Source organism: Bacillus sp. FSL W7-1360, from assembly GCF_038592975.1.
GTDB classification, from domain to species: domain Bacteria; phylum Bacillota; class Bacilli; order Bacillales; family Bacillaceae_D; genus Shouchella; species Shouchella lonarensis.
Genome location: NZ_CP151950.1, coordinates 1,042,232 through 1,065,412 on the forward strand (window position 1 = coordinate 1,042,232; position 23,181 = coordinate 1,065,412).

Annotated in this window: 24 protein-coding genes; 15 read left to right on the forward strand and 9 right to left on the reverse strand. The window is 42.4% G+C overall.

The window, feature by feature from the left end:
* Positions 1-79 precede the first annotated feature (79 nt).
* The 5 genes from NSQ26_RS05160 to NSQ26_RS05180 all read left to right on the forward strand — a co-directional run bounded on the left by NSQ26_RS05160 (position 80) and on the right by NSQ26_RS05180 (position 5,683).
* Positions 80-1,063: a F510_1955 family glycosylhydrolase gene (locus NSQ26_RS05160; RefSeq protein WP_499719517.1), complete on the forward strand. Its 984-nt coding sequence runs from the start codon at positions 80-82 to the stop codon at positions 1,061-1,063.
* Between the two features lie 82 nt (positions 1,064-1,145).
* Positions 1,146-2,168 (forward strand): hypothetical protein, encoded by a 1,023-nt coding sequence (locus tag NSQ26_RS05165; RefSeq protein ID WP_499719519.1) that lies wholly within the window; start codon positions 1,146-1,148, stop codon positions 2,166-2,168.
* Positions 2,169-2,224: 56 nt separating this feature from the next.
* Positions 2,225-2,617 carry a hypothetical protein gene (locus tag NSQ26_RS05170; protein WP_499719521.1) on the forward strand — a complete coding sequence of 131 codons (393 nt, stop codon included), beginning with the start codon at positions 2,225-2,227 and terminating at the stop codon, positions 2,615-2,617.
* A 415-nt stretch (positions 2,618-3,032) separates the two neighbouring features.
* Entirely contained in the window at positions 3,033-4,982 is a 1,950-nt protein-coding gene (locus NSQ26_RS05175; RefSeq protein WP_499719522.1) for an isopeptide-forming domain-containing fimbrial protein, read from the forward strand.
* Between the two features lie 71 nt (positions 4,983-5,053).
* A complete protein-coding gene (locus tag NSQ26_RS05180; protein WP_499719523.1) occupies positions 5,054-5,683 on the forward strand; it encodes a class A sortase in 630 nt (209 codons plus the stop codon).
* Positions 5,684-5,799: 116 nt separating this feature from the next.
* On the opposite strand, the gene NSQ26_RS05185 is transcribed toward NSQ26_RS05180, so the two are convergent.
* On the reverse strand, positions 5,800-6,270 hold the full coding sequence (locus NSQ26_RS05185) for a GNAT family N-acetyltransferase (protein ID WP_499719524.1): 471 nt from the start codon (positions 6,268-6,270) through the stop codon (positions 5,800-5,802).
* A 180-nt stretch (positions 6,271-6,450) separates the two neighbouring features.
* Here NSQ26_RS05185 and NSQ26_RS05190 point away from each other — a divergent pair, with 180 nt between their 5' ends.
* The 3 genes from NSQ26_RS05190 to NSQ26_RS05200 all read left to right on the forward strand — a co-directional run bounded on the left by NSQ26_RS05190 (position 6,451) and on the right by NSQ26_RS05200 (position 9,267).
* Complete coding sequence (locus NSQ26_RS05190; RefSeq protein WP_499719526.1) at positions 6,451-7,365, forward strand: TIGR01777 family oxidoreductase; 915 nt, start codon at positions 6,451-6,453, stop codon at positions 7,363-7,365.
* A gap of 127 nt (positions 7,366-7,492) precedes the next feature.
* The gene (locus NSQ26_RS05195; protein ID WP_499719528.1) at positions 7,493-8,626 is read left to right on the forward strand and encodes a sensor histidine kinase; all 1,134 of its coding nucleotides are present in this window, start codon (positions 7,493-7,495) and stop codon (positions 8,624-8,626) included.
* Positions 8,626-9,267 (forward strand): response regulator transcription factor, encoded by a 642-nt coding sequence (locus NSQ26_RS05200; protein WP_499719529.1) that lies wholly within the window; start codon positions 8,626-8,628, stop codon positions 9,265-9,267. Before NSQ26_RS05195 ends, NSQ26_RS05200 begins: the two co-directional genes overlap by 1 nt.
* A gap of 27 nt (positions 9,268-9,294) precedes the next feature.
* Here the strand turns inward: NSQ26_RS05200 and NSQ26_RS05205 are convergent, their stop codons facing one another.
* A complete protein-coding gene (locus tag NSQ26_RS05205) occupies positions 9,295-9,852 on the reverse strand; it encodes a class I SAM-dependent methyltransferase (RefSeq protein WP_499719530.1) in 558 nt (185 codons plus the stop codon).
* Between the two features lie 184 nt (positions 9,853-10,036).
* Here NSQ26_RS05205 and NSQ26_RS05210 point away from each other — a divergent pair, with 184 nt between their 5' ends.
* Genes NSQ26_RS05210 through NSQ26_RS05220 form a run of 3 tightly spaced genes read left to right on the forward strand, consistent with a single transcriptional unit; the run spans position 10,037 to position 13,332 of the window.
* Positions 10,037-10,969 carry an ABC transporter ATP-binding protein gene (locus NSQ26_RS05210; protein ID WP_499719531.1) on the forward strand — a complete coding sequence of 311 codons (933 nt, stop codon included), beginning with the start codon at positions 10,037-10,039 and terminating at the stop codon, positions 10,967-10,969.
* A 15-nt stretch (positions 10,970-10,984) separates the two neighbouring features.
* Positions 10,985-12,229 (forward strand): ABC transporter permease, encoded by a 1,245-nt coding sequence (locus tag NSQ26_RS05215; protein WP_499719532.1) that lies wholly within the window; start codon positions 10,985-10,987, stop codon positions 12,227-12,229.
* On the forward strand, positions 12,226-13,332 hold the full coding sequence (locus NSQ26_RS05220; RefSeq protein WP_499719533.1) for an ABC transporter permease: 1,107 nt from the start codon (positions 12,226-12,228) through the stop codon (positions 13,330-13,332). The genes NSQ26_RS05215 and NSQ26_RS05220 overlap by 4 nt, the downstream gene beginning before the upstream one ends.
* A 45-nt stretch (positions 13,333-13,377) precedes the next feature.
* Here NSQ26_RS05220 and NSQ26_RS05225 read toward each other — a convergent pair whose 3' ends face one another.
* Positions 13,378-14,301, reverse strand: coding sequence for an Rpn family recombination-promoting nuclease/putative transposase (locus NSQ26_RS05225; protein ID WP_499719535.1), 924 nt, complete (start codon positions 14,299-14,301; stop codon positions 13,378-13,380).
* A gap of 714 nt (positions 14,302-15,015) precedes the next feature.
* Between NSQ26_RS05225 and NSQ26_RS05230 the strand changes: the two genes are divergently transcribed.
* On the forward strand, positions 15,016-15,285 hold the full coding sequence (locus tag NSQ26_RS05230) for a spore morphogenesis/germination protein YwcE (RefSeq protein WP_499719537.1): 270 nt from the start codon (positions 15,016-15,018) through the stop codon (positions 15,283-15,285).
* A 36-nt stretch (positions 15,286-15,321) separates the two neighbouring features.
* On the opposite strand, the gene qoxD is transcribed toward NSQ26_RS05230, so the two are convergent.
* The 4 genes from qoxD to qoxA are packed head-to-tail and all read right to left on the reverse strand — an operon-like array spanning position 15,322 to position 19,186.
* Complete coding sequence (gene qoxD, locus NSQ26_RS05235) at positions 15,322-15,633, reverse strand: cytochrome aa3 quinol oxidase subunit IV (RefSeq protein ID WP_090775020.1); 312 nt, start codon at positions 15,631-15,633, stop codon at positions 15,322-15,324.
* A 1-nt stretch (position 15,634) separates the two neighbouring features.
* The gene (gene qoxC / locus NSQ26_RS05240; RefSeq protein ID WP_090775019.1) at positions 15,635-16,252 is read right to left on the reverse strand and encodes a cytochrome aa3 quinol oxidase subunit III; all 618 of its coding nucleotides are present in this window, start codon (positions 16,250-16,252) and stop codon (positions 15,635-15,637) included.
* 2 nt (positions 16,253-16,254) lie between these two features.
* A complete protein-coding gene (gene qoxB / locus NSQ26_RS05245) occupies positions 16,255-18,201 on the reverse strand; it encodes a cytochrome aa3 quinol oxidase subunit I (protein WP_499719539.1) in 1,947 nt (648 codons plus the stop codon).
* A gap of 25 nt (positions 18,202-18,226) precedes the next feature.
* Entirely contained in the window at positions 18,227-19,186 is a 960-nt protein-coding gene (gene qoxA / locus NSQ26_RS05250; RefSeq protein ID WP_090775017.1) for a cytochrome aa3 quinol oxidase subunit II, read from the reverse strand.
* Between the two features lie 267 nt (positions 19,187-19,453).
* Between qoxA and NSQ26_RS05255 the strand changes: the two genes are divergently transcribed.
* Positions 19,454-19,705 carry a DNA alkylation repair protein gene (locus tag NSQ26_RS05255; protein WP_499719541.1) on the forward strand — a complete coding sequence of 84 codons (252 nt, stop codon included), beginning with the start codon at positions 19,454-19,456 and terminating at the stop codon, positions 19,703-19,705.
* Between the two features lie 403 nt (positions 19,706-20,108).
* Here NSQ26_RS05255 and NSQ26_RS05260 read toward each other — a convergent pair whose 3' ends face one another.
* Positions 20,109-21,035 (reverse strand): dipeptidase, encoded by a 927-nt coding sequence (locus NSQ26_RS05260; RefSeq protein ID WP_499719542.1) that lies wholly within the window; start codon positions 21,033-21,035, stop codon positions 20,109-20,111.
* 67 nt (positions 21,036-21,102) lie between these two features.
* On the opposite strand from NSQ26_RS05260, the gene NSQ26_RS05265 reads away from it, so the two are divergent.
* Positions 21,103-21,534 (forward strand): Hsp20/alpha crystallin family protein, encoded by a 432-nt coding sequence (locus NSQ26_RS05265; protein WP_090775014.1) that lies wholly within the window; start codon positions 21,103-21,105, stop codon positions 21,532-21,534.
* 15 nt (positions 21,535-21,549) lie between these two features.
* A complete protein-coding gene (locus NSQ26_RS05270; RefSeq protein ID WP_090775013.1) occupies positions 21,550-21,924 on the forward strand; it encodes a YppG family protein in 375 nt (124 codons plus the stop codon).
* Between the two features lie 36 nt (positions 21,925-21,960).
* On the opposite strand, the gene NSQ26_RS05275 is transcribed toward NSQ26_RS05270, so the two are convergent.
* Positions 21,961-23,142, reverse strand: coding sequence for an MFS transporter (locus NSQ26_RS05275; RefSeq protein ID WP_499719543.1), 1,182 nt, complete (start codon positions 23,140-23,142; stop codon positions 21,961-21,963).
* Positions 23,143-23,181: the final 39 nt, after the last annotated feature.

Genomic DNA, 23,181 nt, shown 5'->3' on the forward strand with positions numbered 1-23,181 from the left:
TTCTGTCACACTTTCTTCAATTGCTTCCCGTAGGCCCAACCGCTAAAATGGGGTTATATACGTACAGGGGGTAGAGGGTATGAAGAAGAAAATATCACTATTTATGATCGGTGCACTAGCAAGTGTGGTTATCGTTGGTTGTGGGAATAAGACGGAAGAAAGCGGTGAAGTTTCAGAAAGCGGACCGTTTGCTGGAGACGATTTTTACCTTAAAACAGATTCCCTTGTCATGACGCATATCCACGGGTTAGGATATGCTGGGAATGACGACGCGGTCTATTTTGCGACACATAACGGCGTTGCAATATTAGTTGAAGACGATTGGTATGAAACCGCAAAAGAACGCAATGACTATATGGGGTTTAATGCGGTCGAAAGCGGTTTTTACACAAGTGGACACCCTGGTATGGAATCATCTTTTGAAGTCGATCCAATTGGACTTGTGAAAAGTACGGATGGCGGGAAAACACTAGAATCACTCGACTTGCTCGGGGTCACTGATTTTCATGTGAAGGGTGTTGGCTATTACACAAACACCGTTTACGCCTACAACCCGGCCCCGACTGATCGCCTGTCAGAAACAGGGCTTTACATGACAAATGACGATGCAAACACATGGACAAAGGCAGCGTCAAAAGGCTTGCCGAGCTTAGAAAATGAGCAAGGCCACGTCATGGGCGCAATTGCTGTCCACCCACGTGATGAAGCGACACTCGCTGTCGGAACGGCCGAAGGTTTATTTGTATCGAAGGATGCTGGTGATACATTTACACAAGCGGACATCACGGCACAAGTCACAGCACTCACTTATCAAGAGGACGACCTTTACGTTGCGACGTATGACCAAGTCGCAAAACTGGTACACCTCACTGCCGACGGCGCGCAACATGAACTAACGTTGCCTTCCATCAAAGCAGACGATGCAATTAGCTACATTGCGGTGAACCCGAAAGATCCAAACACCATCGTCATCACGACCATGGAACTTGACGGTTACCGCAACACAGATGGTGGCAAGACGTGGGAGAAGCTGTTCACAGAAGGAAACATAGATTCGAAGTAAATATCGTTGAATTCATGACTGTTTGCACGTATACTATTCACAGTGTATACGTGCTTATTTTTATTTTGAGAGGTGATCCCACATGTATATAGGTCGCATCGTCCGACACGGAATTGATTGTTTACGAATATTTAATGCCGTTATTGGGTCGATCCTTTGCGTGTTATTGTTATTTTCCGTTCCAAGTATCATTCTATGGGGCGTGATGTATGGACTTCATCTATTGCCATTCTTTCATTTTCAGTTCTTCACAAGTATAGGGTTGAATTTGCTTTATTTTACAGGCTTCTTTGTATTAACAGTCTGTGTTGCTTTGGCCATTGTTGTTTTACATACACGGCTGCACAACCGCGACATTGTGCACATCTCAGCGCTATGCCCGAAAACATGGCGAGAATGGGTGAGTGTCTTTATCGGATTCACTGCATATATTCATATATTCCATTTGCTATCCGATCGTTTACAAACAACCATCGTTGGTGGAACGATTTTTGCGGTATGTGTCTTTGTCATCATCGTCGGTGCAATCATCGGCTTTCTGATTCTTGCGAAGAGAGAAGAACAAGAAGATGACGATATAGATGATGACAAAAGCAATCTCGCTTTTAACCGCTTCGATCCGAGTCACATCTTTGGCATGATGAGTGCGATCACACTCGCCGTAGTTGCTGTTCTCTTTTTTTCGGCTGTACCTGTCGCAGTCTCATGGATAACCATCCATTTATGGGCAAAAACGCCCCTTGTGACGATGGACTATGCACCAGATTTTTGGGATAATGTCTTATATTTTGGTGTCTTTACCTTACTTGGCTGTCTTGTTCTGGCACTTGCAAAAGGCATCGTCATATTTAGCAAACGTAAAGAAGTTGATAGCCTCAGGGGGCTATTACCAAACACATTGGCGGAATATGTGATGTGTATCCTTGTATTAGCGGTTTATATGAATCTATTTGTATGGTTTTCTGAGAAACTACAAGCCACCGTACTCGGCGCAACACTCATTGCCTTCTGTTTTGCAGGGACATCGTTTGTAACGTCATGGTTGTTTGAGCAATTGGAGGGGTTGGATGAGGATGAGGGAGAAGAAGAGGAAGAGGAAGAGTGAGGGTGTGTATGAGCTGGGGAATTTAGACAAAGTGAGAAGTTGCAGGAGGGAAAGCAATGAAATGGTTGCTTAGTTCAGTTGGAACAATTTTAGTATCATTTGCTACAATTTTATTCATAGCATTCTTGTTTAACTTTCAATCTCCCGAAGTATTTCTGATTTCATATGCCATAGCCAGTATTCCTATTTGCTTGATCGGTACATTAATCGGAGAGTTAATTTATCATCTCTTGCCAAACAAAAACTTTTCCTTTTTGAAAGCACTCATGTTTTTATTCCTTGGTGCTGTAGTCCTATGGCTAGTTCATATAGTGGGAATGATTTTTACTGGCGACTATAGGTGGAGCATTTCCCTAATTAATACCCTCCTTTTCTTTTCAGGAATTGGCGCGATTTCTTCTTTGGCGTTTTACTTGTTAAGGAGTTATACAGAAAGGATATTTTCTTAAACGGGTTAAAAGGAGTAAAGGTGGATTTTACTGCGCATCCCACAAACGAAAAATGACTTGATCTCTCGCGGGGGCTTCAAGTCATTTTTGACGTCTTTCATGTATCAATCCCCAACAAGATACCCCACAATGAAACAAACCTTTTCCCGACGCACCACCCATTGTGAACCACTATGATTATAAATGTCGAAAAATGCATAAAAGTTATCCTTTATTTTGCGGGAATTTTCTTGTAAACTACTAATTAAGAAATACGTTACACCTTTTCGTAGAAATTTGTTTTCATATGATCGTGCGATACATATGTTGCTCGCCGATATGAAAGGAGCTGGTAAGAAAGGGATTTGTGTTGCAAGTCTGGAAAGCGATAAAACGGATTCATCACCAACAGAACCGACCGAGAGGGGTTATTGGAATGAAGCTAAAGTTAGGAAATTTGTTGCCATTTGTGTTACTTTTTCTTCTATCTTTTCAACTGTTTTTTCAGCCAGGGCAAACATTTGCGATCAACACAAATAACGGTCTTACACACACTTCTACAGAACTGAACACCGACGATCCTTGTGTAAAAGCGTATGAACTGACTGCTTCTTTTACAAAAGAAAAAGAGCGCGTGCCAATTGACCTCGTATTTGTACAAGATGCGAGTGGTAGTTTCCGTCATACGATCGACACGGTTAAATCGACATTGAATGAAGTCATTGACCTCTTATATCCTGAAAGCCGTGTACAATTAACGACATTCCGCGGCGCCAAAGGAAACAAAACCGCTGATGGAAACGTGCAAGAGATCGACTGGTCTTACAATGTTCATAGCGCTCAACCACTGACGAGCGATTTCGCGCAAGCAAAAGCTGTGGTCAATGCGTTTGAGATTGGCTCAGCTACACCAACTGCTTCTGGTCTAAAAGAAGCATTGGAAAGCTATGAAAGTAATAAAGGTGACATTCAAGATCGTCAAACGGTGTTTGTCCTTATTACAGACGGGGTTGCCAATACGCGGCTCGATGGCTACCTGCATCAACGTGACAACAGCTTTTCGATGCGCACACCGAAAGGGCAAATGAGTGTCGAATACAATCAAGATTATAAAGCTGCAACCGCGGAGGTCGTCACTCAAGCGAATAAAATTAAAGAAAAAGGCTATGGGATGATCACCGCTTACTGGGAGGATTTTGAACTTTTTAACCAGCCAGGTCAAATGGAAGATCGCTACAATGGTGAGCTTGTCAATCCGGAGCGTGACAGCGAAGATTATCCGGCACGGCCATATGTGATGGCTGCGTTACAAAATATGGCTTCTACACCAACTGATTTTATTGAGGCGAGCACAAAAGATGGTGACCGCATTAGCGATTTCACCGACAAGTTGAAAAAACTGATTGCGACAAAGCAACAAATGCACGCGACTTTTACCGTTGATGAACGCTATGACATTGATGAGGATAGCGTGAAGCTGATGGCAAATGACGGCACGACGATCACACCGGAAATAAACGGCAATGAGATCACCTTTGATCTCGCGGATGTACCGGTTGGCCAATATGAGATCACTTATAAGATCACGCAAAAGTCGTTGATCAAAGAATCACATGTCGCAAGTACCGGCACGCTGTTCATTGAGGGGAAAGAAATGGCGTTTCCAATCGTGACCCATGACGCAAATGATGCATCATGTTGGGATGTGCCTCCACCGCCAGTGACACCAGATCCACCAACAATTACAAAACATATCAACGACACCGATCATCTATTAATTGATCGCGAGCTAGAGTTTCTTTATACAGTTGTCACAACGATTCCAGAAGACATTGCCACATATGAGTCATTCACGATTACCGACAATGTTGATGCTGGTTTAAAAGTGAATGAAGGTGCTGTAAAAGTGGAGGTTGATGGCGAGGAATATGAAGGTTTGAAGCTTGCAGTGGAAGGTAATCTCATCACCGTTGCAGTGACAGACTTTGCTGGCTTAGAAGGGAAGAAAGAAATCACGCTGTTCATCCCAGCGATGATCGACGCAGATACAGATTTGCGCCAATATGAGGATGAAAAGATTCCAAATATGGCGACCGTTAGTTTTAAAAACGGTTCAGGTGAAGAAGGGAAAGCCGATTCACCGGTCGTGACGGTGACGTCGCAAACAAAAGAACAACCGAAAGAGCCAGGAGAGGAAAAAGATCCTCCAAAAGACCCAGGGAAAGATCCTGAGCCACCAAAAGCTGGATCAGAAAAGCCTGGCAGTGTATTGTTGCCACAAACAGGCGAAGCGTTTCTCTGGTACTTGATGGTGATTGGTCTAATCTTTGCGGCGGCAGGTGGTTATCTGTTGTTCAAAAAGAAAAAGAAGGTCTTGAACGATTAAGTATTAAAACATGAGAAGGTTAACCGTGCTTTTGGTTAACCTTCTTTTGTAAATAAAGGGTGGATCACAACATGCGAAAAAAACTTGGCCTGGTGCTATTGCTAATTGGCATTTTAATCATTACTTATCAACCAATCATGAATCATGTGATTAGCCCCTATTTCTTAAAACGTGCGCAAGCAAATATGTTGCAACTTTCAAATGAACAATTGAGGGAAAATCAAACGATCTCTTTTGATGATGCGTTTCGATTCGAGGATATTGACCAGGTCAGTGTATTGGACCCTTTTTTTACTGTAGATACGTCCCGTGTGCTTGGAGAAATCTCGATTCCAAGTGTTCATATCCATCTACCTATTTTATACGGAACGACCAATGAAACATTGAAAGTTGGGGCAGGGACGATGAAGCCTGAGCAAAAAATGGGTGCGGGTAATTATGCACTAGCGAGTCATAATTCTCGCAATCAAGCGTTGCTGTTTGCGCCATTGCGCAATATGGAGGAAGGGGACACGATCTACATTCGTGACGACCGTTACACGTATGAATATGAAATGATTTCAAAGGAAATCGTCGATCCGACCCGAGTGGACGTCATTGAAGATCGTGGAGACACCCCGATTATTACACTTGTCAGTTGTTACAGTGAGGATGGTTCTGATCGGATCATTATTACTGGGGAGTTGGTCAACAAAAAATGAAGCCGAGAATCGACGCTATTCGGTACGTGGTAACGAAAGTGGTAAAGAGAACTAACCTTTGTAGGCTAGTTCTCTTTTAGGTTTAGCAATCATCGTTGTGGAAGAAGACTGTTAGTTTAAAAGAAATTCTCCCATTTAAACATACATAAAGTAAGCTGTTTATCAATGACCTTTTGTGACTGGATGATAAATCCTCCGTTCTCATATAAGCGAATGGCAGGTGTATTACGTCTAGCTGTAGATACATACAAAGTGTTATATTTCGTTTGTACATATTTTACAAGTGCGCGCCCGATCCCTTTTCGACTATATTTTCCATCAACAATCAACTTTACAATGGTTGCTGCGTGTTCATTTCCATCTTCAAAGCGTTCAATAAAGATGACACCTAAAAGTTTTTGATGTTGCTCGCCATAAATCCCATAAACAATGCCAGGAAAACCCTTTATCTCTTGTATCGTCTCACGTAATGGTGGGATGTCTGGATATTCAATGAGTCTTGCTTCACGTGTGTAGGCTTCCATCTGTAGTTTGTGTATGTCTGTAGCAACGGCCGGTGACGTTATTTGCAGGATTTCAACTACCATTCATATCCCTTCTTTCGCAAAAGTGGATCGTTCTTTCATATAATAACACGATAAAAACGATTTTGTGCAGGAATACACCTGCACGATGTCGAATATTAATATTGAAGGTTGTATTGAAATGAATTACAATGCTCAAAGCTTCACAATGCATTTCAGAGACAAAGATAGGGGTGTGAGACAATGGCAAATAAAAAAGTCCTTTTACCTGGAGGTTCTGGATTTCTTGGGACGTCATTTGCGAATTATTTGGTAACAGTAGGATACGAGCCAATCATTTTGACACGATCACAACAAGCAGATCGCAATGGGATTAAATACGTACAGTGGGATGGGCAAACAGTTGGGCATTGGCAGTCAGAATTGGAAGGGGCTACGGCGGTCGTTAATTTCACTGGCAAAAGTGTCAATTGTATCTATACAAAAAAGAATAAAGAAGAACTGATACGGTCACGTCTGGATTCTGTGAAAGTCATTGATGAAGCCTTAAAGCAAACAACAAACCGTCCGTCAGTCGTCATTCAAGCCGGTTCATTGGCTATCTTCGGTAATACGACAGAACGATGTCATGAAGATAGCCCACATGGCGATGACTTTCCGTCTTCCATATGTAAACAATGGGAAGAAGCCTTTTTTAAGGAAGACATTACCGGTGTGAGAAAAGTGTTATTCCGCATTGGCTTTGCGTTAGGAAAAGGCGGTGGGGCGTTAGGGCCGCTCTTAAAACTTGCTAAAATGGGGTTAGGCGGTACCGTCGGTAATGGCGGACAATATATTAGCTGGCTTCATGTCGATGATTTAAACCGGATGATCCTTCGCGCGATCGAAAATGAGGGGATGACGGGGGTTTATAATGCAACGTCAACTGAGCCGATCCAAAATAGTGAATTTATGAAATCGTTAAGAACGTCCATTGGCAAAGGATGGGCCCCGCCGGCTCCGAAATTTGCGGTCATACTAGGAGCGTACACGTTTATGAGAACAGAGCCAAGCCTCGCTTTGACAGGGCGGCGCTGTTACCCACAACGACTGATTGATGAAGGATTTTCTTTTTCATACACGGATTTAGATCAGACATTAAAAGAACTTGTAGGATGAACCTTGGAAAAGGGGTGCTTCCGTTGCTGGCGGCACCTTTCTGCTGTCGTGTGTTGTTGCGGATCACTTGCCAGCGTTGTAAAATGGTATGACGATGAAGTGAGTATAAAGGCAAGGAGAAAAACAAATGACTTCTTTTATGTTCATGGTCAGTTTAATGTTGTTTATTTGGGGCCTGATCTTCACCAATGAACTGACCACTATAGACGAACAAGCGACGTTCATTTTTATCATTACAGGATGGCTCATACTCTATTTTCTCCGTCCACTCATTCCTGTGTGGAAGGCGTGGCAATTGCTGCTGATTATCTCCTATACAGTCATTCATTTATGTTTGCTGTCACCCGAGTCGCTATATCCATGGCTGATGTATTATTTTTTTCTCGTTGATGTTGCAATGAATGAGAAGGGGACGAACAAAACACCAATTTTTATAGCGCTAGGTATGATAATTAGTGGTGTCTCCTTTATACCGTTTATACTTGATACTGTTACATATCCAATCTTTTTTCATTTGTGCATCCTCATCGTGATCTTTTGTGCGATCATTTACTTAAGACACTTTAAACAAGAAAATGAGGCGCTTAAAGATAAGTGGACATCTTCTTCTATTGAATATCGTGCATTAAAAAGACATGCCTATCATTCTGAACAAAACGCTAGAGCAGAGGAACGAACCCGCATTGCCCGAGACATGCATGACTCAGTCGGTCACCAGCTGACGGCATTGATGATGCAACTTGAGATGACAGAACGTAAAACTGGGGAAAAAGAAGTAAACTCCCTAGTCGCGCAAGCTAAGCAAATGGCACGTGATAGTTTAAATGAGACAAGACAAGCTGTACGAGCTTTAAGTGATCAAACATATGGCATTTCTTCTGTGCTGCAATTGATTCGCAAACTTGAGTCAGAAAGCCACATTCGTGTCCAACTAACGACAAAAGAAGGTGCATTATCAGCATCTTTAACAAATGAACAATACGTGACAGTTTATCGGTTCGTACAAGAAGGGATTACAAATGCGATGAGACACGGATTTTCCCGTGAGGTGACGATCATACTTGAAGTGATTGGATCCAGCAGCTATCAAATGCGTGTTGAAAACCGGATTCATTCATTAACACCATTTGAAAAAGGGTTTGGTTTAATCGGTTTAACGGAACGCTTAGAGTCACTTGATGGCCGCTTAGACATTTCGAGATCAGCCACACACTTTTGCCTTACTGGTGTGTTCCCATTGAAAGGAGCGATCGTGAAGTAATGAATCATTTACTGTTAGTAGAAGACCAACATCTTGTAAGGCAAGGATTGAAGATGATGATTGAACAAGATGAAACGCTCCGTGTCATTGCTGAAGCGGGTAATGGTCAAGAGGCGGTGGAAGCATATGAACGACACATGGTCGATCTTGTGCTTATGGATATAAGAATGCCAGTAAAAAACGGCTTAGAAGCGACAAAAGAGATTCGTGCCCGTCATCCAGTCGCAAAAGTGCTCATACTTACGACGTTTGATGATGACGCATATGCACTTGAAGCGTTGAAATACGGGGCATGCGGTTATTTATTAAAAGATGCTGATGCAGACTATTTAATTCGAGCAATTAAAAGTGTTTTAAATGGTGGCATGCACTTAGACGACAGTGTCGCAGCAAAAGTGATGCCACACTTGTTACATGCGCAACCGTCAAAAGGAGCTGGAGAAAAAATAGCATTATTGACAAAGAGAGAGCTCTCCATTGTCAAACTGGTTGGCAACGGGAAGAACAATCAAGAGATTGCGGATACGCTGTTTTTAAGCGTTGGAACGGTGAAAAATCATATTAGTCAAGTGCTAGATAAACTGGATTTGCGTGACCGAACGCAGCTAGCGATTTATGCTATAAGGCAGCAATTATGCTAAATAAAACCACGCGACAGAAGCATCTGGTTAGCGTGGTTTCTTTGCGTCAACAATTAAGGACGGGAAAGCGATTTTGTCCCCTTGATTTCGGGGATCATATTTCTTCGATCGAAAGATGACCCCACCTTCGCCATCCCAATCTACATAATGGAAAGTGCCAGTCTCATCACAATACTCAAGACAATCCACGATAAACCCCGCAGCTTCAAACATGTTCGTCAATGTACGGTATGTATGAACAACTTTATGGGTTGCGGCTGGATGATCGATTGGACCTGGACCCCCAATTTGAACAACGTGTTGGTATGCTTCGTCTGGGAAAAATCCATCAGGAACGGCACAGCGAATATAACCTAAAGGTTTCAGGAAATCATAACAGAGCTTCGCTGCGCGCATTCCTTCCTCTAGTGTTAAGTGCTCCCACACGTGTTCGGCTAAAATTGCGGAAATTGACTGAGGTGAGAAGCGCTTTTCCCATGTATGTCTGGCGAGCAAGTTAAGTTCAGTCTCGTTTGTGTGAATCCAACCCGGATTATTGTTGTACGGTCCGGCACCGACAACAACCTTTATGTCTACTTGTGTCAATTTATGTCACCTCTCTCTATATAGACTTCGCTAAGAGTAACTTGTATTCCTGCAAAATGGCACGATGATTTTAAAATTGTGACTTTGGTCATGGTTTTATTGTATGAACATGTGACAAAGTGCAGTGTGCACATGCTTTCTCGTTTAGTACACTGTGAGAAAGAGAAATGGAGGAGGAACAAACATGCTTGAAGTAGTGGACCTATCGAAATCTTACCGCAAGCAACAAGTTGTAAAGGGCATTAATATGTTTATTGAAAAAGGAGAGATGATTGGATTAGTCGGACCGAATGGGGCAGGAAAATCAACAACGATTTCCATGATCGCTTCTCTCATTCAACCAACTGAAGGGGACATTTTGATAAAAGGGAAAAGTATTAGAAAGAAGCCACAGGCAATTCGCGAAATACTCGGCATCGTTCCACAAGAAATCGCAATTTATCCTGATCTAACCGCCCGAGAAAATCTCATTTTCTTTGGTCGTATTTATGGGTTAAAACATACCCAGTTACAGGACCAAATCACAAAAACGTTACAGCTCGTGGGGTTAGAAGAACGCCAAAACGATCGCGTCCACACATTTTCTGGTGGGATGAAGAGGCGTTTAAATATTGCTGTCGCATTACTCCATCAGCCAGAGATTATCATTATGGATGAACCAACTGTTGGCATTGATCCTCAATCGCGCAGTCACATTCTAGAAACGATCAAATCATTAAATCGTGAATATGGGATGACGGTCATCTATACTTCTCATTACATGGAAGAAGTAGAGTATCTTTGCGAACGACTCTACATTATGGATCAAGGGCATATGATTGCCTCAGGCTCAAAAGAAGAAGTAAAAGGAATTCTTTCTTCAAATGAAACGATTGCCATATCTGTCGCGCACGAGTCGCCTCATTTTTTAGCAGCATTACAACGTCATCCTAACATTTTATCAGTCAAAATGGAGGGACGTACACTCACCATGATTGTAGCTAAACAAGACAATATTTTAGAAGACTTATTTACTCTTGCTCGTGAAGCAAAGGTAGTGGTCTCAGCCATTAACATTCAGACGCCCACTCTGGAGGACGTTTTTTTACATTTAACTGGGCGTACATTACGTGACTAGAAAGGAGGGAGGAAGATGTTTCGAACATTAGTAAAAAAGGATCTGCTTCATTTTATAAGAGATCGGAAAGAGCTACTCATGCTCCTGTTTTTACCGTTTCTATTAATTACGATCATGGGATTTTCTTTGAAAAATATCATGAGTGGTGATGATGAAGACTTTTCCGTGACAATGGCAATCGTCGACGAAGGAAATCATGGCGTGGAAGAAAGTCAGTTTCTAGCAAAATTACAGGCACAAGGATTGTCCCATCAACAAACCGAGATGTTGACTGATGTGTCATTGCCGGATCTACTCACGACACAAATTGAAGAAAACGAGCACCTTAATTTTATTCAACTAACAAAAGTGAATGATATTAGTCTCATTGAGACAAAAGATTTTGATGGGGTGATTCATTTTCCGTCAGGCTATCGACAAGCAACATGGGAACAACTTTTCTTTGGGGAACAGGAGGTTCCACCTGCTAACGTATATTTAAACGGACAATCATCATTAAAAGCGTCTATCGTTGAACAAATCATTGACCAGCTGTATCGTTACTGGAATCTTCATATTGGTTTCGGTGAGGATGGATTCACTGTGGGGGAGGAAAATGTGTTGACGTCAGCACCTGTGGGCAGTTGGGAATCTATTGATCAACGTGAATCTGTGTCTGCTTTTTCCTACTATACAGTCGGCATGAGTGTAATGTTTGCTTTATATATGATATCTTTTGTGGCAAATCATGCGCGATTAGAGATGGTCAACCATGTTTTCTGGCGTATGATGCTGGCTAACGTGAATCCGTGGATGTATATGATGAGCAAATGGGCATCGGGTACACTTTTAGCGTTTGGACAATTGGTCGTCGTTTTTAGTTTGTCGGCAATCTTTTACCAAACAACGTTTCCTGATTTAGTACCCTTTTTAGTCGTGACAATGTTGTTCGCAGCAACAGTTGGTTCTTTAGCGGTTTTACTCACAGCACTTAGTTTTCGGTTAAAAACAGGGAGCTTAACAGACCTTTTTTCAGGGGGAATGGTTGCACTCATGGCATTTGTCGGCGGAAGCTTTTTCGACATCGAACAAATATCGCGTACGCTTTCTGACATTGGCGGATGGATGCCTAATGGCGTCGCGCTACGATCCTATTTACATCTATTAGGGGGCGGGGAAATGTCAGCACTTTATCACACCTTTTATCGCTTACTATTGATGATCGTCATTTTCTTCTGCGCTGCATGGATCATATTCCCGAGAAGGAGGGGCGCACAATGAGAATAATTTTATGGAATTATTGGCGTCACCTTCTGTATCGGCCATGGTATATACTAGGTTTCTTTGGATTAGCGGTTATCTTCTCTTATGCAATGGGGCAGACAACCGTCTCTAAACAACAAGTCCCCGTTTATACAGAGGACATGACAATAGAAGAAACAGATGCGGTGATTCATCGTTTAAATGAACATGAGGTGTTTCATTTCGAGTTGAAAGAGAAACAAGACATTGAGCAAGGGCTACGTGATCACGATCTTAACTTTGCGGTCGCATTAGAAGCAAATCATTTTCGCTTTTTGTCGTCAGTTGAGACGGGAGAGTCTCGTGCGATTTACATGTACTTGACCACTTTTTATGAGGAAGAACAAATGATGAATGAAATGGCTGAGCAAATGTCGCACACGCCAACAGCGGTGCGGAACCTCATTGAACAGCGCCTCGAAAACCCTGTTTATACGCTGAAGAAAACCCAGACAGGGGGAGAGAGCGATTTTAAATATGATCAAGCATTGCAGTCACTATTTGGTTTCAGCCTTTACTTCACGATTATGACCATTTCTTTTACACTGAGCACCATTGTTTATGAAAAACAGTCTGGTTTATGGGACCGCTTAATGATGTCGCCGCTTCGCAAAACACAAGCTTACCTCGGGCACATGACATTCAGTTTTTTGCTTGGTTATGGGCAACTCATCTTGATGTTCATTCTTTTTAAGTATGGGTTTGGTGTTGATTTTTACGGGGGATTTTGGGTGTCACTCGTAGCGCTCATTCCTTATGTTTTCGCTACGGTCTCGCTTGGCGTTATGATCAGTGGCTTTGTCTCAAATGCAAGGCAGCTTGATGTCCTTATCCCACTTGTCTCTACGAGTATGGCGATGGTGGGAGGGGCATTTTGGCCATTGGAAGTGGTAGGGTCAAATATTGTTCTTTTCATATCCAAATTTATACCCATCACGTACGGAATATCGTTGCTGAAAGGAGTGACAGTCAACGAGGCACCTATGAGTGAATTGTTGTTCCCAGCAAGTATTCTTATGTTGATGGGGGTGCTATTCATGAGTATTGGGTTGAATATGATGGAACGAAAGGCAAGTCGCTAGCGAGGAGCCGGAAGTTCGTGAAAGGCTTCCGGCTCCTCATTATATTTACTTTTCTCTCTGTTGTTCCACTTGAAGTTCGCTGACCTTTTTCTCGGATAAGCCGGTAGCTTCTGCGACAAAGGATATACCCATCTCTTTTCTAAGCAAACGCTTTGCTGTTTCAATGACACCTTTCTCAATGCCTTTTTCAATGCCTTTCTCGATACCTTCTTGAATTCCTTCCGCGCGTCCTTTCTGCCAACCAAACCGTTCATACGAATTCATGAAATCATGAATGGCACAGCTTTCCTCGTGGCTCAACTGCTTAATTTCCTCTCGCAACGTGAACTCCTCCTTTTCACTTAACCTGAGATATGTGTCAAAAAACTTTACGACATGATCACGGTGTTCTTCTTTTAATTCCAATTTTAACATGAGTCGCAAGAAGGCTTTCTTGCAAGCGACTTTCTCCTCTTCAGTATACCCCATAAGCGACATCAATGCAGCTGCAGCAGGGTTTTTCATCTTCATAAACTTCCGCCAAGAAAGCTTCTTTAAAAACAAACTTTCATACGTAAAAGAGAAATACGTTTTTCCATTAATTGTATGCATGATTTCCGTTTTAGGTTCCTTGTTTGGGGTTTTATAACTAAAGATCGCAATTGGTAGAATGGGACATTGATAACGGTCAAGCAGGCGCGCATAATAGCCGCTCATGCGTTGGGCGAAATGTGGATGATAGCTCGCCTGTGCTTCGACATGAATAAGGATGACGACGTCTTCAGACTTCAACCTTGTTTTCACAACAAAGTCCGGACGTTGGGGAGGACTTTGTTCACCAGAAAACCACGCATCAGTCGAAATAGGTTCAAGAGACTGTAAATCAATATCAAGAACGATGTCGGGGAAAAACGCTTCCATAAAATTAGCGAAAAAATAGTCGAGTAGTTGCCGAAAATTTTGGTCGTGAGAGGGATGTTGCGGGGACATATAAAAAGCTCCTTTCGAGGTGAGGTGGGGGAAGTTGGCACGGGGGTCACAATGAATCTATTCGTGAAGCAAGGATGGCATTCCTGCTAAATGGTATAAATTAAGACATTATTTTTTTGGTGTCGTGCGAAAATGCATGTCTAAACAGATTAAAATCAGCTTTCGTCTCAATATATAAGTTTACTATTTCATATGAGATAGAGCTGCGTTTGCCCGAATTGGTTCCTGTAATGTATATTATGTAAACTAATACTGCGCACAACAACGGTGTTAACTCATCTCACGTTCTTGGTTCTCTCCGTTGGTATTGTTCACATACTTGTGTTCGTATTCTTCCCACGCTTATTCGATTTGTGAAAAATCGCATATAGACCAATGAAAATGACATCGCTCAATGCCTAGACTAGAATTTTGCGAAAAAGCACCCATTCATTATCCTGTAAATCATATTGTCTAGTACAGTAAAAATCTCCCCTCTCCTGCTTCCGATTTACAATGTTCAAAAAAATGATTACCACTTTTTTGTCACATTTGTTTAAAGAAAGATAGTGACAGAAGCTTTATGCCCTTTTAAATGAGCGATCCTTTTATAGAATCATCCCTCACTCAGATAAAAAAGCGCTTTCATATTTGTGACAATCATGTTACAATGTAGTTGTCACAGAAAAGTCACAACCTGCATTGGCTATACTAACGTACAAGGAGGGAAAAAATATGGATTTATTTTTTGCTTACATGCTCGTTGCATCAGCAACGCCGTTATTTTTATGGCTCGAGCACCGAAAGATCGCATTAATGAGTGTTCCTTTTATTTTAGTGATGTGGGGCTTGTTCGCTTCCTTCCTCATGGAATTCACCCCGCAAGCCACTTTTGTTGTAGCATTTCTATTAAATGTACTGATTGCCCACGTTGCAGCTTTCCTTTTGTATACGTACCCTTACTTGCAAAAACGCAAAATACGAACGACGATTCGAGCAAAATAAAAGGTGACAATGCCTCATGCATCGTCACCTTTTCCTTTACAAATGCCCCGTCATCAATACAAAGTATGTTCCGACGACAATGATAACAGCAATAAACAAGGCAAACACGGTATGACCAATTTGCCACTTTCCTTCTTTTCCTTCACCGATGTGCATGAACATAAACAGTTGTACCCCCATTTGTACGAAGGCAAACACAAAGATGATGATTACCCGCACTCGAAGAGAAAGTGCCGTTTGCGACATGACCCAGACGGCAAATAGGGTGAGCACAATTGAAAGCAAGAAGCCGACAACATGTGACCACGGAAATGTATCGTGTGCGGTCGATTCTTTTTCTGCATTCATATTATATCCACTCCATTCCAAGCAAGTAAACACCTGTGAAAATAAGCACCCAAATGACGTCTAGAAAATGCCAATACAGACTTGCAATGAAAAATTTAGATGTCGTTTTTGGTGTCAAGCCACGTTGCTTTAGTTGAATCGCCAAAATGATCATCCAACCAATCCCAATTGTTACGTGCAATCCGTGTGTGCCAAGTAAAACAAAGAAAGCGGACCAAAATGCACTCGTTGATAAGGTTGCCCCTTCGTGCGCGTAATGAACAAATTCGTAAATTTCTAAGCCGAGGAAACCAAGACCTAGAGCAACGGTAATCCCAATCCAGATGAGCATACGCTTCAGTCGTCCTGCTCGCATTTCGTAGATTGCGATCCCACACGTGAAAGAACTTGTTAATAGTGTAAAGGTCATGAGCAGTACAAGGTCAAGGGCAAATAACTCTTGACTTGTTGCCGCCGCTCCGGCGGTGCGATCGACAAGCGCAAAGTAAGAAGCGAACAACGTTGAAAACAAGGCAAATTCAGCACCGATAAAAACCCAAAACCCAAGAATGTTGTTTCTTCCCGCAGCTGATTGGTACTCTAACGGCATGTGCGGGTTCATCTGTTCTTCTGTTCCCATCGTTATCGCTCCTCCCTCTGTTGCTTCTCAATCGCTGCCACCTGCTCGGCACTTACATAATAGCCATCATCTTCCTCAAACGAGCGTAAAATCATACAAACGATAATCCCGAGCGCCCCTAAACTTGCGAGCCAGAACCAGCTAAAGACGAGGGCAAATGAAGCAATGAACATCATCAAGCACATGACAGGTGAGATCCACGTGTTGTTTGGCATGTGGATTTTCTCGTAGGAAGAAATATTGTTCGGATCAATGCCGTTTTCTTTCCAATCCCAAAACGCATCGCGACTTTTCACTTCCGGTAGTTTTGCAAAGTTATAGAAAGGCGGTACCGCTGAAGAGGTTGCCCATTCAAGTGTACGCCCATCCCACGGGTCGCCCGTTGTATCCCGCTGCGCATAGCGGAAACTGTAATAAATGTTGTAAACAAACAACGCAAAGCCAATCGCCATCATTACTGCACCGATAGTTGAAATGAAATTGAGCGTCAGCCAACCATCAGATTCAAAGTACGTATAAATGCGGCGCGGCATCCCGTCTAATCCTAAGAAATATTGCGGGAAGAAGCAGACGTTAAAGCCGAGCATGAAGAACCAAAACACCCATTTACCGATGCGCTCATTCAAGCGATGTCCGAACATTTTCGGGTACCAAAAGATTAATCCGGCAAAACAAGCAAATACAGTTCCTGCAATTAATACGTAGTGAAAATGTGAAACAAGAAAATACGTATTGTGATACTGGTAATCAGCCGCCGCCATTGCGAGCATGACGCCAGTAACCCCACCAACGACAAAGTTAGGAATAAACCCTAATGACCAGAGCATCGGTGTCGTAAAGCGAATCCTTCCTTTGTGTAACGTAAAGAGCCAGTTAAAGATCTTCACACCCGTTGGAATTGAAATCGCCATCGTTGTAATTGAGAAAAACGAGTTGACCATCGCGCTATTCCCCATCGTAAAGAAATGGTGCACCCAGACAAGGAAACTTAAGCACGAAATAATGACAACGGACGCAACCATTGCATCATATCCAAACAACTTTTTCCGCGAAAATGTTGAGATAATTTCTGAGAAAATCCCAAACGCTGGTAAAATGACGATATATACCTCAGGATGTCCCCAGATCCAAAACAAGTTGGCCCATAACATATCGAGCCCTTGCCCTTGTAAGGTAAAAAAGGCGGTCCCAAATAAACGGTCAAACGTCATCATACCGAGTGCAACCGTTAAAACTGGGAATGCGAGTACAATGATGAGTGACGTGATGAGTACAGTCCATGTAAACATTGGCATCTTCATTAACGTCATACCTTTTGTTCTCATCTTTAAAATCGTCACAATGAAGTTAATTCCGGTCGCAAGTGTCCCTATGCCAGATAGTTGCAAGCCAAGCGCATAAAAGTTCTGCCCCACTCCGGGGCTAAAGTCATTCGATGCAAGCGGAAAATAAGACGTCCACCCTGCCTCAGGAGAGCCACCAATAATGAAGGACACATTAAACAACGCCATCCCAAAAAAGAATGTCCAGAAACTCAAGTTATTTAAAAATGGAAACGCTACATCCCGCGCCCCGATTTGTAAAGGCATCACGACATTCATTAACCCAATTAAAAACGGCATTGCCATAAAAATAATCATAATTGTGCCGTGTGTCGTAAAAACTTCATTATAATGCTGTGCATTTAAAAATTCCATTCCTGGTGCAGCGAGTTGTACCCGCATCATTAACGCATCTACCCCGCCACGGAATAACATGAGCAAGGCACATAGGATATACATAATCCCAATTCGTTTATGATCAACAGTGGTGACCCATTCTGTCCATAGCCAGCGCCACTTTTTAAAATATGTGAGTGCGACGACCATGGCAATACTCGTTAGTGCAATTGATATTTGTGCCCCAAGTATCATCGGATCGCCTGTCACAATGAATTCATCCCATTTCAACAGTCTATCTCCTCTCCAAAAACGTTCAATATCTTTTTTCTATATCAATTGGCTGTGATAAAAGTGGCATCTCCCACTTTTTCCCTTCACGAGAGTGTGGACTTAACGCTTTATATCCAAGCTCCGCTCGCCGATCAAGTGCGTACGTAGGTTCTTGTACATGGTCGACAAATGTTAAATGCGTCGAAGAGAATGTCATCTCCGTTGCATGTCCTGGTACCATTAAATGTGCATACTCTTCTTCTGATAGGGGTGGCGCTTCCGACTGGACTTCCTCCACCCATGCTGCGTATTGATCATGTGTCAACGCATTTACTAGAAAGCGCTGTTCTGCGAATCCTTCACCAGTAAAGTTTGCGTTTCGGCCATCGTAAGTGCCAGGTGAAGTCGCAGCCAAATATAATTCTGTCTCCATCCCAGCCATGCTATATTTTTGTCCCCCTAACTGCGGCACCCAAAAAGAAGCCATCGAATCCGCGGACGTTAGTTTGAATAACACGGGACGGTCAGTTGGGATATTGACATAGTTCACCGTCTCAATCTCTTCGTCTGGGTAACTAAAAATCCACTTCCAATTGACACTCGTTGCGTGAATGACAAGTGGCTCCGTCTCCACATTGTCTGCTGTAACTTCTGGCACTTCTTCTAATTGATAAATGGTCATCACAGTTGGTATCGACAATAGTGTAACAATGATGATCGGAATAATCGTCCATGTGATTTCAAGTTTATGACTGCCTTCAATCGACGGATCATATCCTTTATGGTCACTACGGTCGCGGTATTTCACGAGCATCATTGTAAATAAAATAAAAACAACCAACACAATAAAAATCATAAATCCAATTGAAAGGATAATTAAATGGCTTTGTTGCTTTGCTACAGGTCCTTGTGGATCAAGTACAGTTAAATTGCCACACCCACTTAACAGTAGTACAACAGCTAACAACGGAAGCCATCTTGCATAAAAAAACGGTGTTCGCACATCAATCACCTTTCTTGTTGGTCCCTAAGTTAATCTCTGAACCTTAGTATTGTATACATCCTATCAGATATCTTCATAAAAAGCGCTACGTAAGCCTGCATCTTGCACATCTCTCATAAAATAGACAAATAAAATTTTTAAAGTGGTCACATCTTTTTTGTAACATCGCTCATATTTTGACACTTTTTTGCCATAATACGAAAGACCGTAGTAAGCATTTGCCTTCCAATAACTAATTTCTGTATTCCGAAATAGGAGGATGATCGCATGTCACAACCATATTTATGCCCAAAATGTAAAACAAATCGGACGAGGTTTCATCAAATTGTGCAAGAAGTTCGTTCTGTAAAGCTAGACCCACATACTGGAGAGATTGCTGAGCAATTCTCTAATGAAAAGTTAGACGCATTTCACATGCAGTATAATGGACCCGACATGCGGATTCAGTGCGGAGCATGTGGCTTGAATGAAATGGAAGAGTGCTTCATTACTTTTGCCAAAAACGATGCGCACAACTAAAAAATTAGACCCGTCCATGTAAAATGTTCAACATAGACGGGTCTAATTCCTATATAGCTACACTTATTTTTGATCGTTGTAGAGAAATAATACCAATATGAATGCAACACATGCGGTCCCGTGAATGTCTTGCAGCGCACTGCCCCCTTCAAAAACAAATTCTCCCTTACTAAAATCAAGCGAGACCCTTCATTTTCTTTCCCTAAGTAAACTTTCTTTCCCTTGGTGAATATACTGACCAAAAGGAGGCAGGAATATGTCAAAAAAGAAAAGACGCTACGGTTACGCTTATTTTTTACACAAATGCGGTTTTATGACGACCGAGCAATTTAATACATGGGTTAAAAATGGAACAACAAACTAAGCAGGCACATGAGTAGGTGCTTGCCTAGTTTTAATATCGTCAGTGCCGCACAACTTTCTCCATAAAATTTCTAGAACAAAACCCACGTACTTCTTCCTCTCGATAAAACTTCAGCAAATGATTGATAAGTGTGTCGTAACAACCTGCATGTGATAACCCTGTCACATACGTGTCTATACCGTCAAAGTCAGAGCCAAATCCAATATGTTTGATGCCTCCCCGGCTGCCAATATGGTCGATATGGGGCAATAAATCGTCCAAGCATGCTTCATCTTTATTTGTCACAAACGGCGGATAAAATACAAGCCCAATGAAACTGTCCGTTTTGATCAGTGCATCGAGTTGATCGTCACGTAAATTGCGGCGATGTGGACAAACCGTATATGCATTTGAATGACTTGCCATTGTCTTCTTTGATTGTGCCATTACATCCCAAAAGGCACGCACACTCAAATGCGATACATCATTTACCACGCCCCGCGTATTGTTCTCAGCAATTACGCTTTCTCCATACGAAGTCAGTCCTGCCCCTCTCTTTTCACCAACTCCATCCGCACACATATTTGCATCATTCCACGTCAATCCGATGGCCAAAATTCCTTGTTCATACAACCATGACAATTGTGCACGGTCACGACCGATGGCATCCATCCCTTCCAATGTTAAACCTGCCCCAATTTGTCCGTCTTTTAATGTCGCAATCTCCGAGAGAGAACGAATGTGAACCATGTTTGGACAAGTGAGTACCGCTTGATGAAAAGCAGCGATTTGTTTTCTCACCATGGCAAACATGTTTTCTTGTTTCACACTTGGCGGCACATATAAAGCAAACAATTGACACCGTACTCGTCCTCGCTGCAACCTTTCTAAGTTCGTTTCAAGCGTGGGATCATTAACAAAGCTTTGCGCGGTCCCTGTCGCTAACTTACATAGTGCGTCGCAATGTGTATCAACAATTGGAAACATCCGCAATCACCTTTCCTTTCCTCTGTTCATACGATACTGTAGTTACTTGACGAGGAGGCAAATTCAAATGCACAAAGACCACACATCTTTATCAAAACGGGATCAGGCAACGGCTCACTTCTTAGCGTCCATTGACCAGTTTTTTCAGTCAGCATTTGAACAATTTACAAATATGGCCTTTGAAGAAGCGATTCCTATTCAAACAAGCGAAGAATCAGGATATTTCGTAGTCGAGGCTCAGCTAGGAAATGTAATGAAAGAACAAATTGACTTAGAGGTGGCACCACAAGCACTCATAATACGTGTACGTGATGAACATGAGTTCACAACGCTAGATGATCAAACAGAAGCCATTTCTTATCAGCGTCAAAGTCATTCAAGAGAACGCATTGTGAATGTGCCGTTTCCATTTTCTGAAGAAGATGTTCGCGCTCAATTTGAAGCACCGCAATTAACTGTGTTTATCTCTGGTAGGAGAAAAACGATTTTTATTACGTAAAAAGGAGGAGTTGCGATGTTTGCAAAACAACGAGGACCGTTGTCAAGAAGACCAATGGGGCACATGCACGGCTACTCTCACCCGTACCATCCTGGACATCCACACGGTCACCCATATGCTCCCCCACATCCGCAACAGCAGTGGCACCCGCAACCAGCTCCACGTCAACAAGCATTTCGCCCAGGACCACAACGACGCCCGTTGCAAGACAACTTCCAACAACAACAAAAACCAAAAATGCAGGCAAAGGAATTTTTCACAGCACCTTTCACTGATCATGAAGGAAAGTTTGATATTGGTCGCACCGCAAACACTGTTGATCAACTTGTGAAAACATTTCAACAAGTTTCCCCGTACGTTGCCAAGGTTGGTGGCTTCTTTATAAAATAGAAAGAGAGACGATGCGCTCTCTTTCCTGTCCACTTTTTAAGACATCTCAGCCTCCGTTTGCAGTAAGCGTCCTTTTGCAACGAAAATAGCAAGACCAGCAATGGCGGCACTTATCGCCATTCCAGTATATAAGGAAGCCATACCAAATTGGTCAATCCACCACCCACCTAGGAGCGAACCAATCATTCCCGATACACCAAAGAATGTAGTTAAATAAAGCATATGACCGGTAGCTTGTAAATGATCCGGGATAATTTTAGTCACAAATTGAATTGCACTCACGTAAAACATCGCAAAACTTACCCCGTGCAAACATTGGATAAGCAGGAGCATTTCGGGACTTGTTGCATTTGCCATGAACATCCAACGGATCGCATAAATAAAGCAAGCGATGATTAAAAAAACGAGTGGATGAAAACGACGAAACCATAAAAATGATAGTGCTAACATGAGTGCCTCGGTCACAACACCAATAAACCACGCTGTACCAATAAGGGATTCACTTCCCCCTAGCTCCACAATGTACAAACCTAAATAAATATCATTTGCCCTATGTGTAAGCGAGACAAACGCAACAAGCAACAAAAATAAAGCAAGTACCCGTATGATTCCAGATGTAAAAACACTTTTTAATGTCACGACTTTGCCTGCGATTGGTAAGTCAACGAGGAAATGAGAAAAGATTAACGACCAAAATGCAAAAAATGCTAAAGCAGCAAAAAGATAGCTAATGCCGACGGAATCTAAAAAGACTCCTACTGTTAAAGAAGCAAAGCCAAACCCAAGAGATCCCCACAATCGGATGGAGCCAAATGAGATGTGATGGGCATTGGCAGTACGTGCAGCTAGACTGTCCGCTAAAGCAGTGCTTGGTGACATGAACAGGAACGTCAAAAATACGAGCACGAGATATGCCGTGAAGCCTGACACAAACATAAACAAGCCTGCCGAAAATAGCAAGCCAACGATTGCAAGTGATAACATGCGTTTAATCGTTTGATATTTATCACTTAAAAATCCCCAGGCTGGTTGTGAAAAAATAGATGCCAACGGACCAACAGCCATCAATAAACCTATTTGGCTGCTTGAAAGTCCTACATGTTGGAAGAACACAGGTAAGTAACTCATGATGACAGTCATTCCAGCATAGGCTGCAAATAAGTAGACACGCAATGACCAAATGCCATTTTTCTCTCTGTTTTTTCGTTCAGATGACACAGAAAACCCTCTTTTCCTTAATCGAGATCAATAATGGAT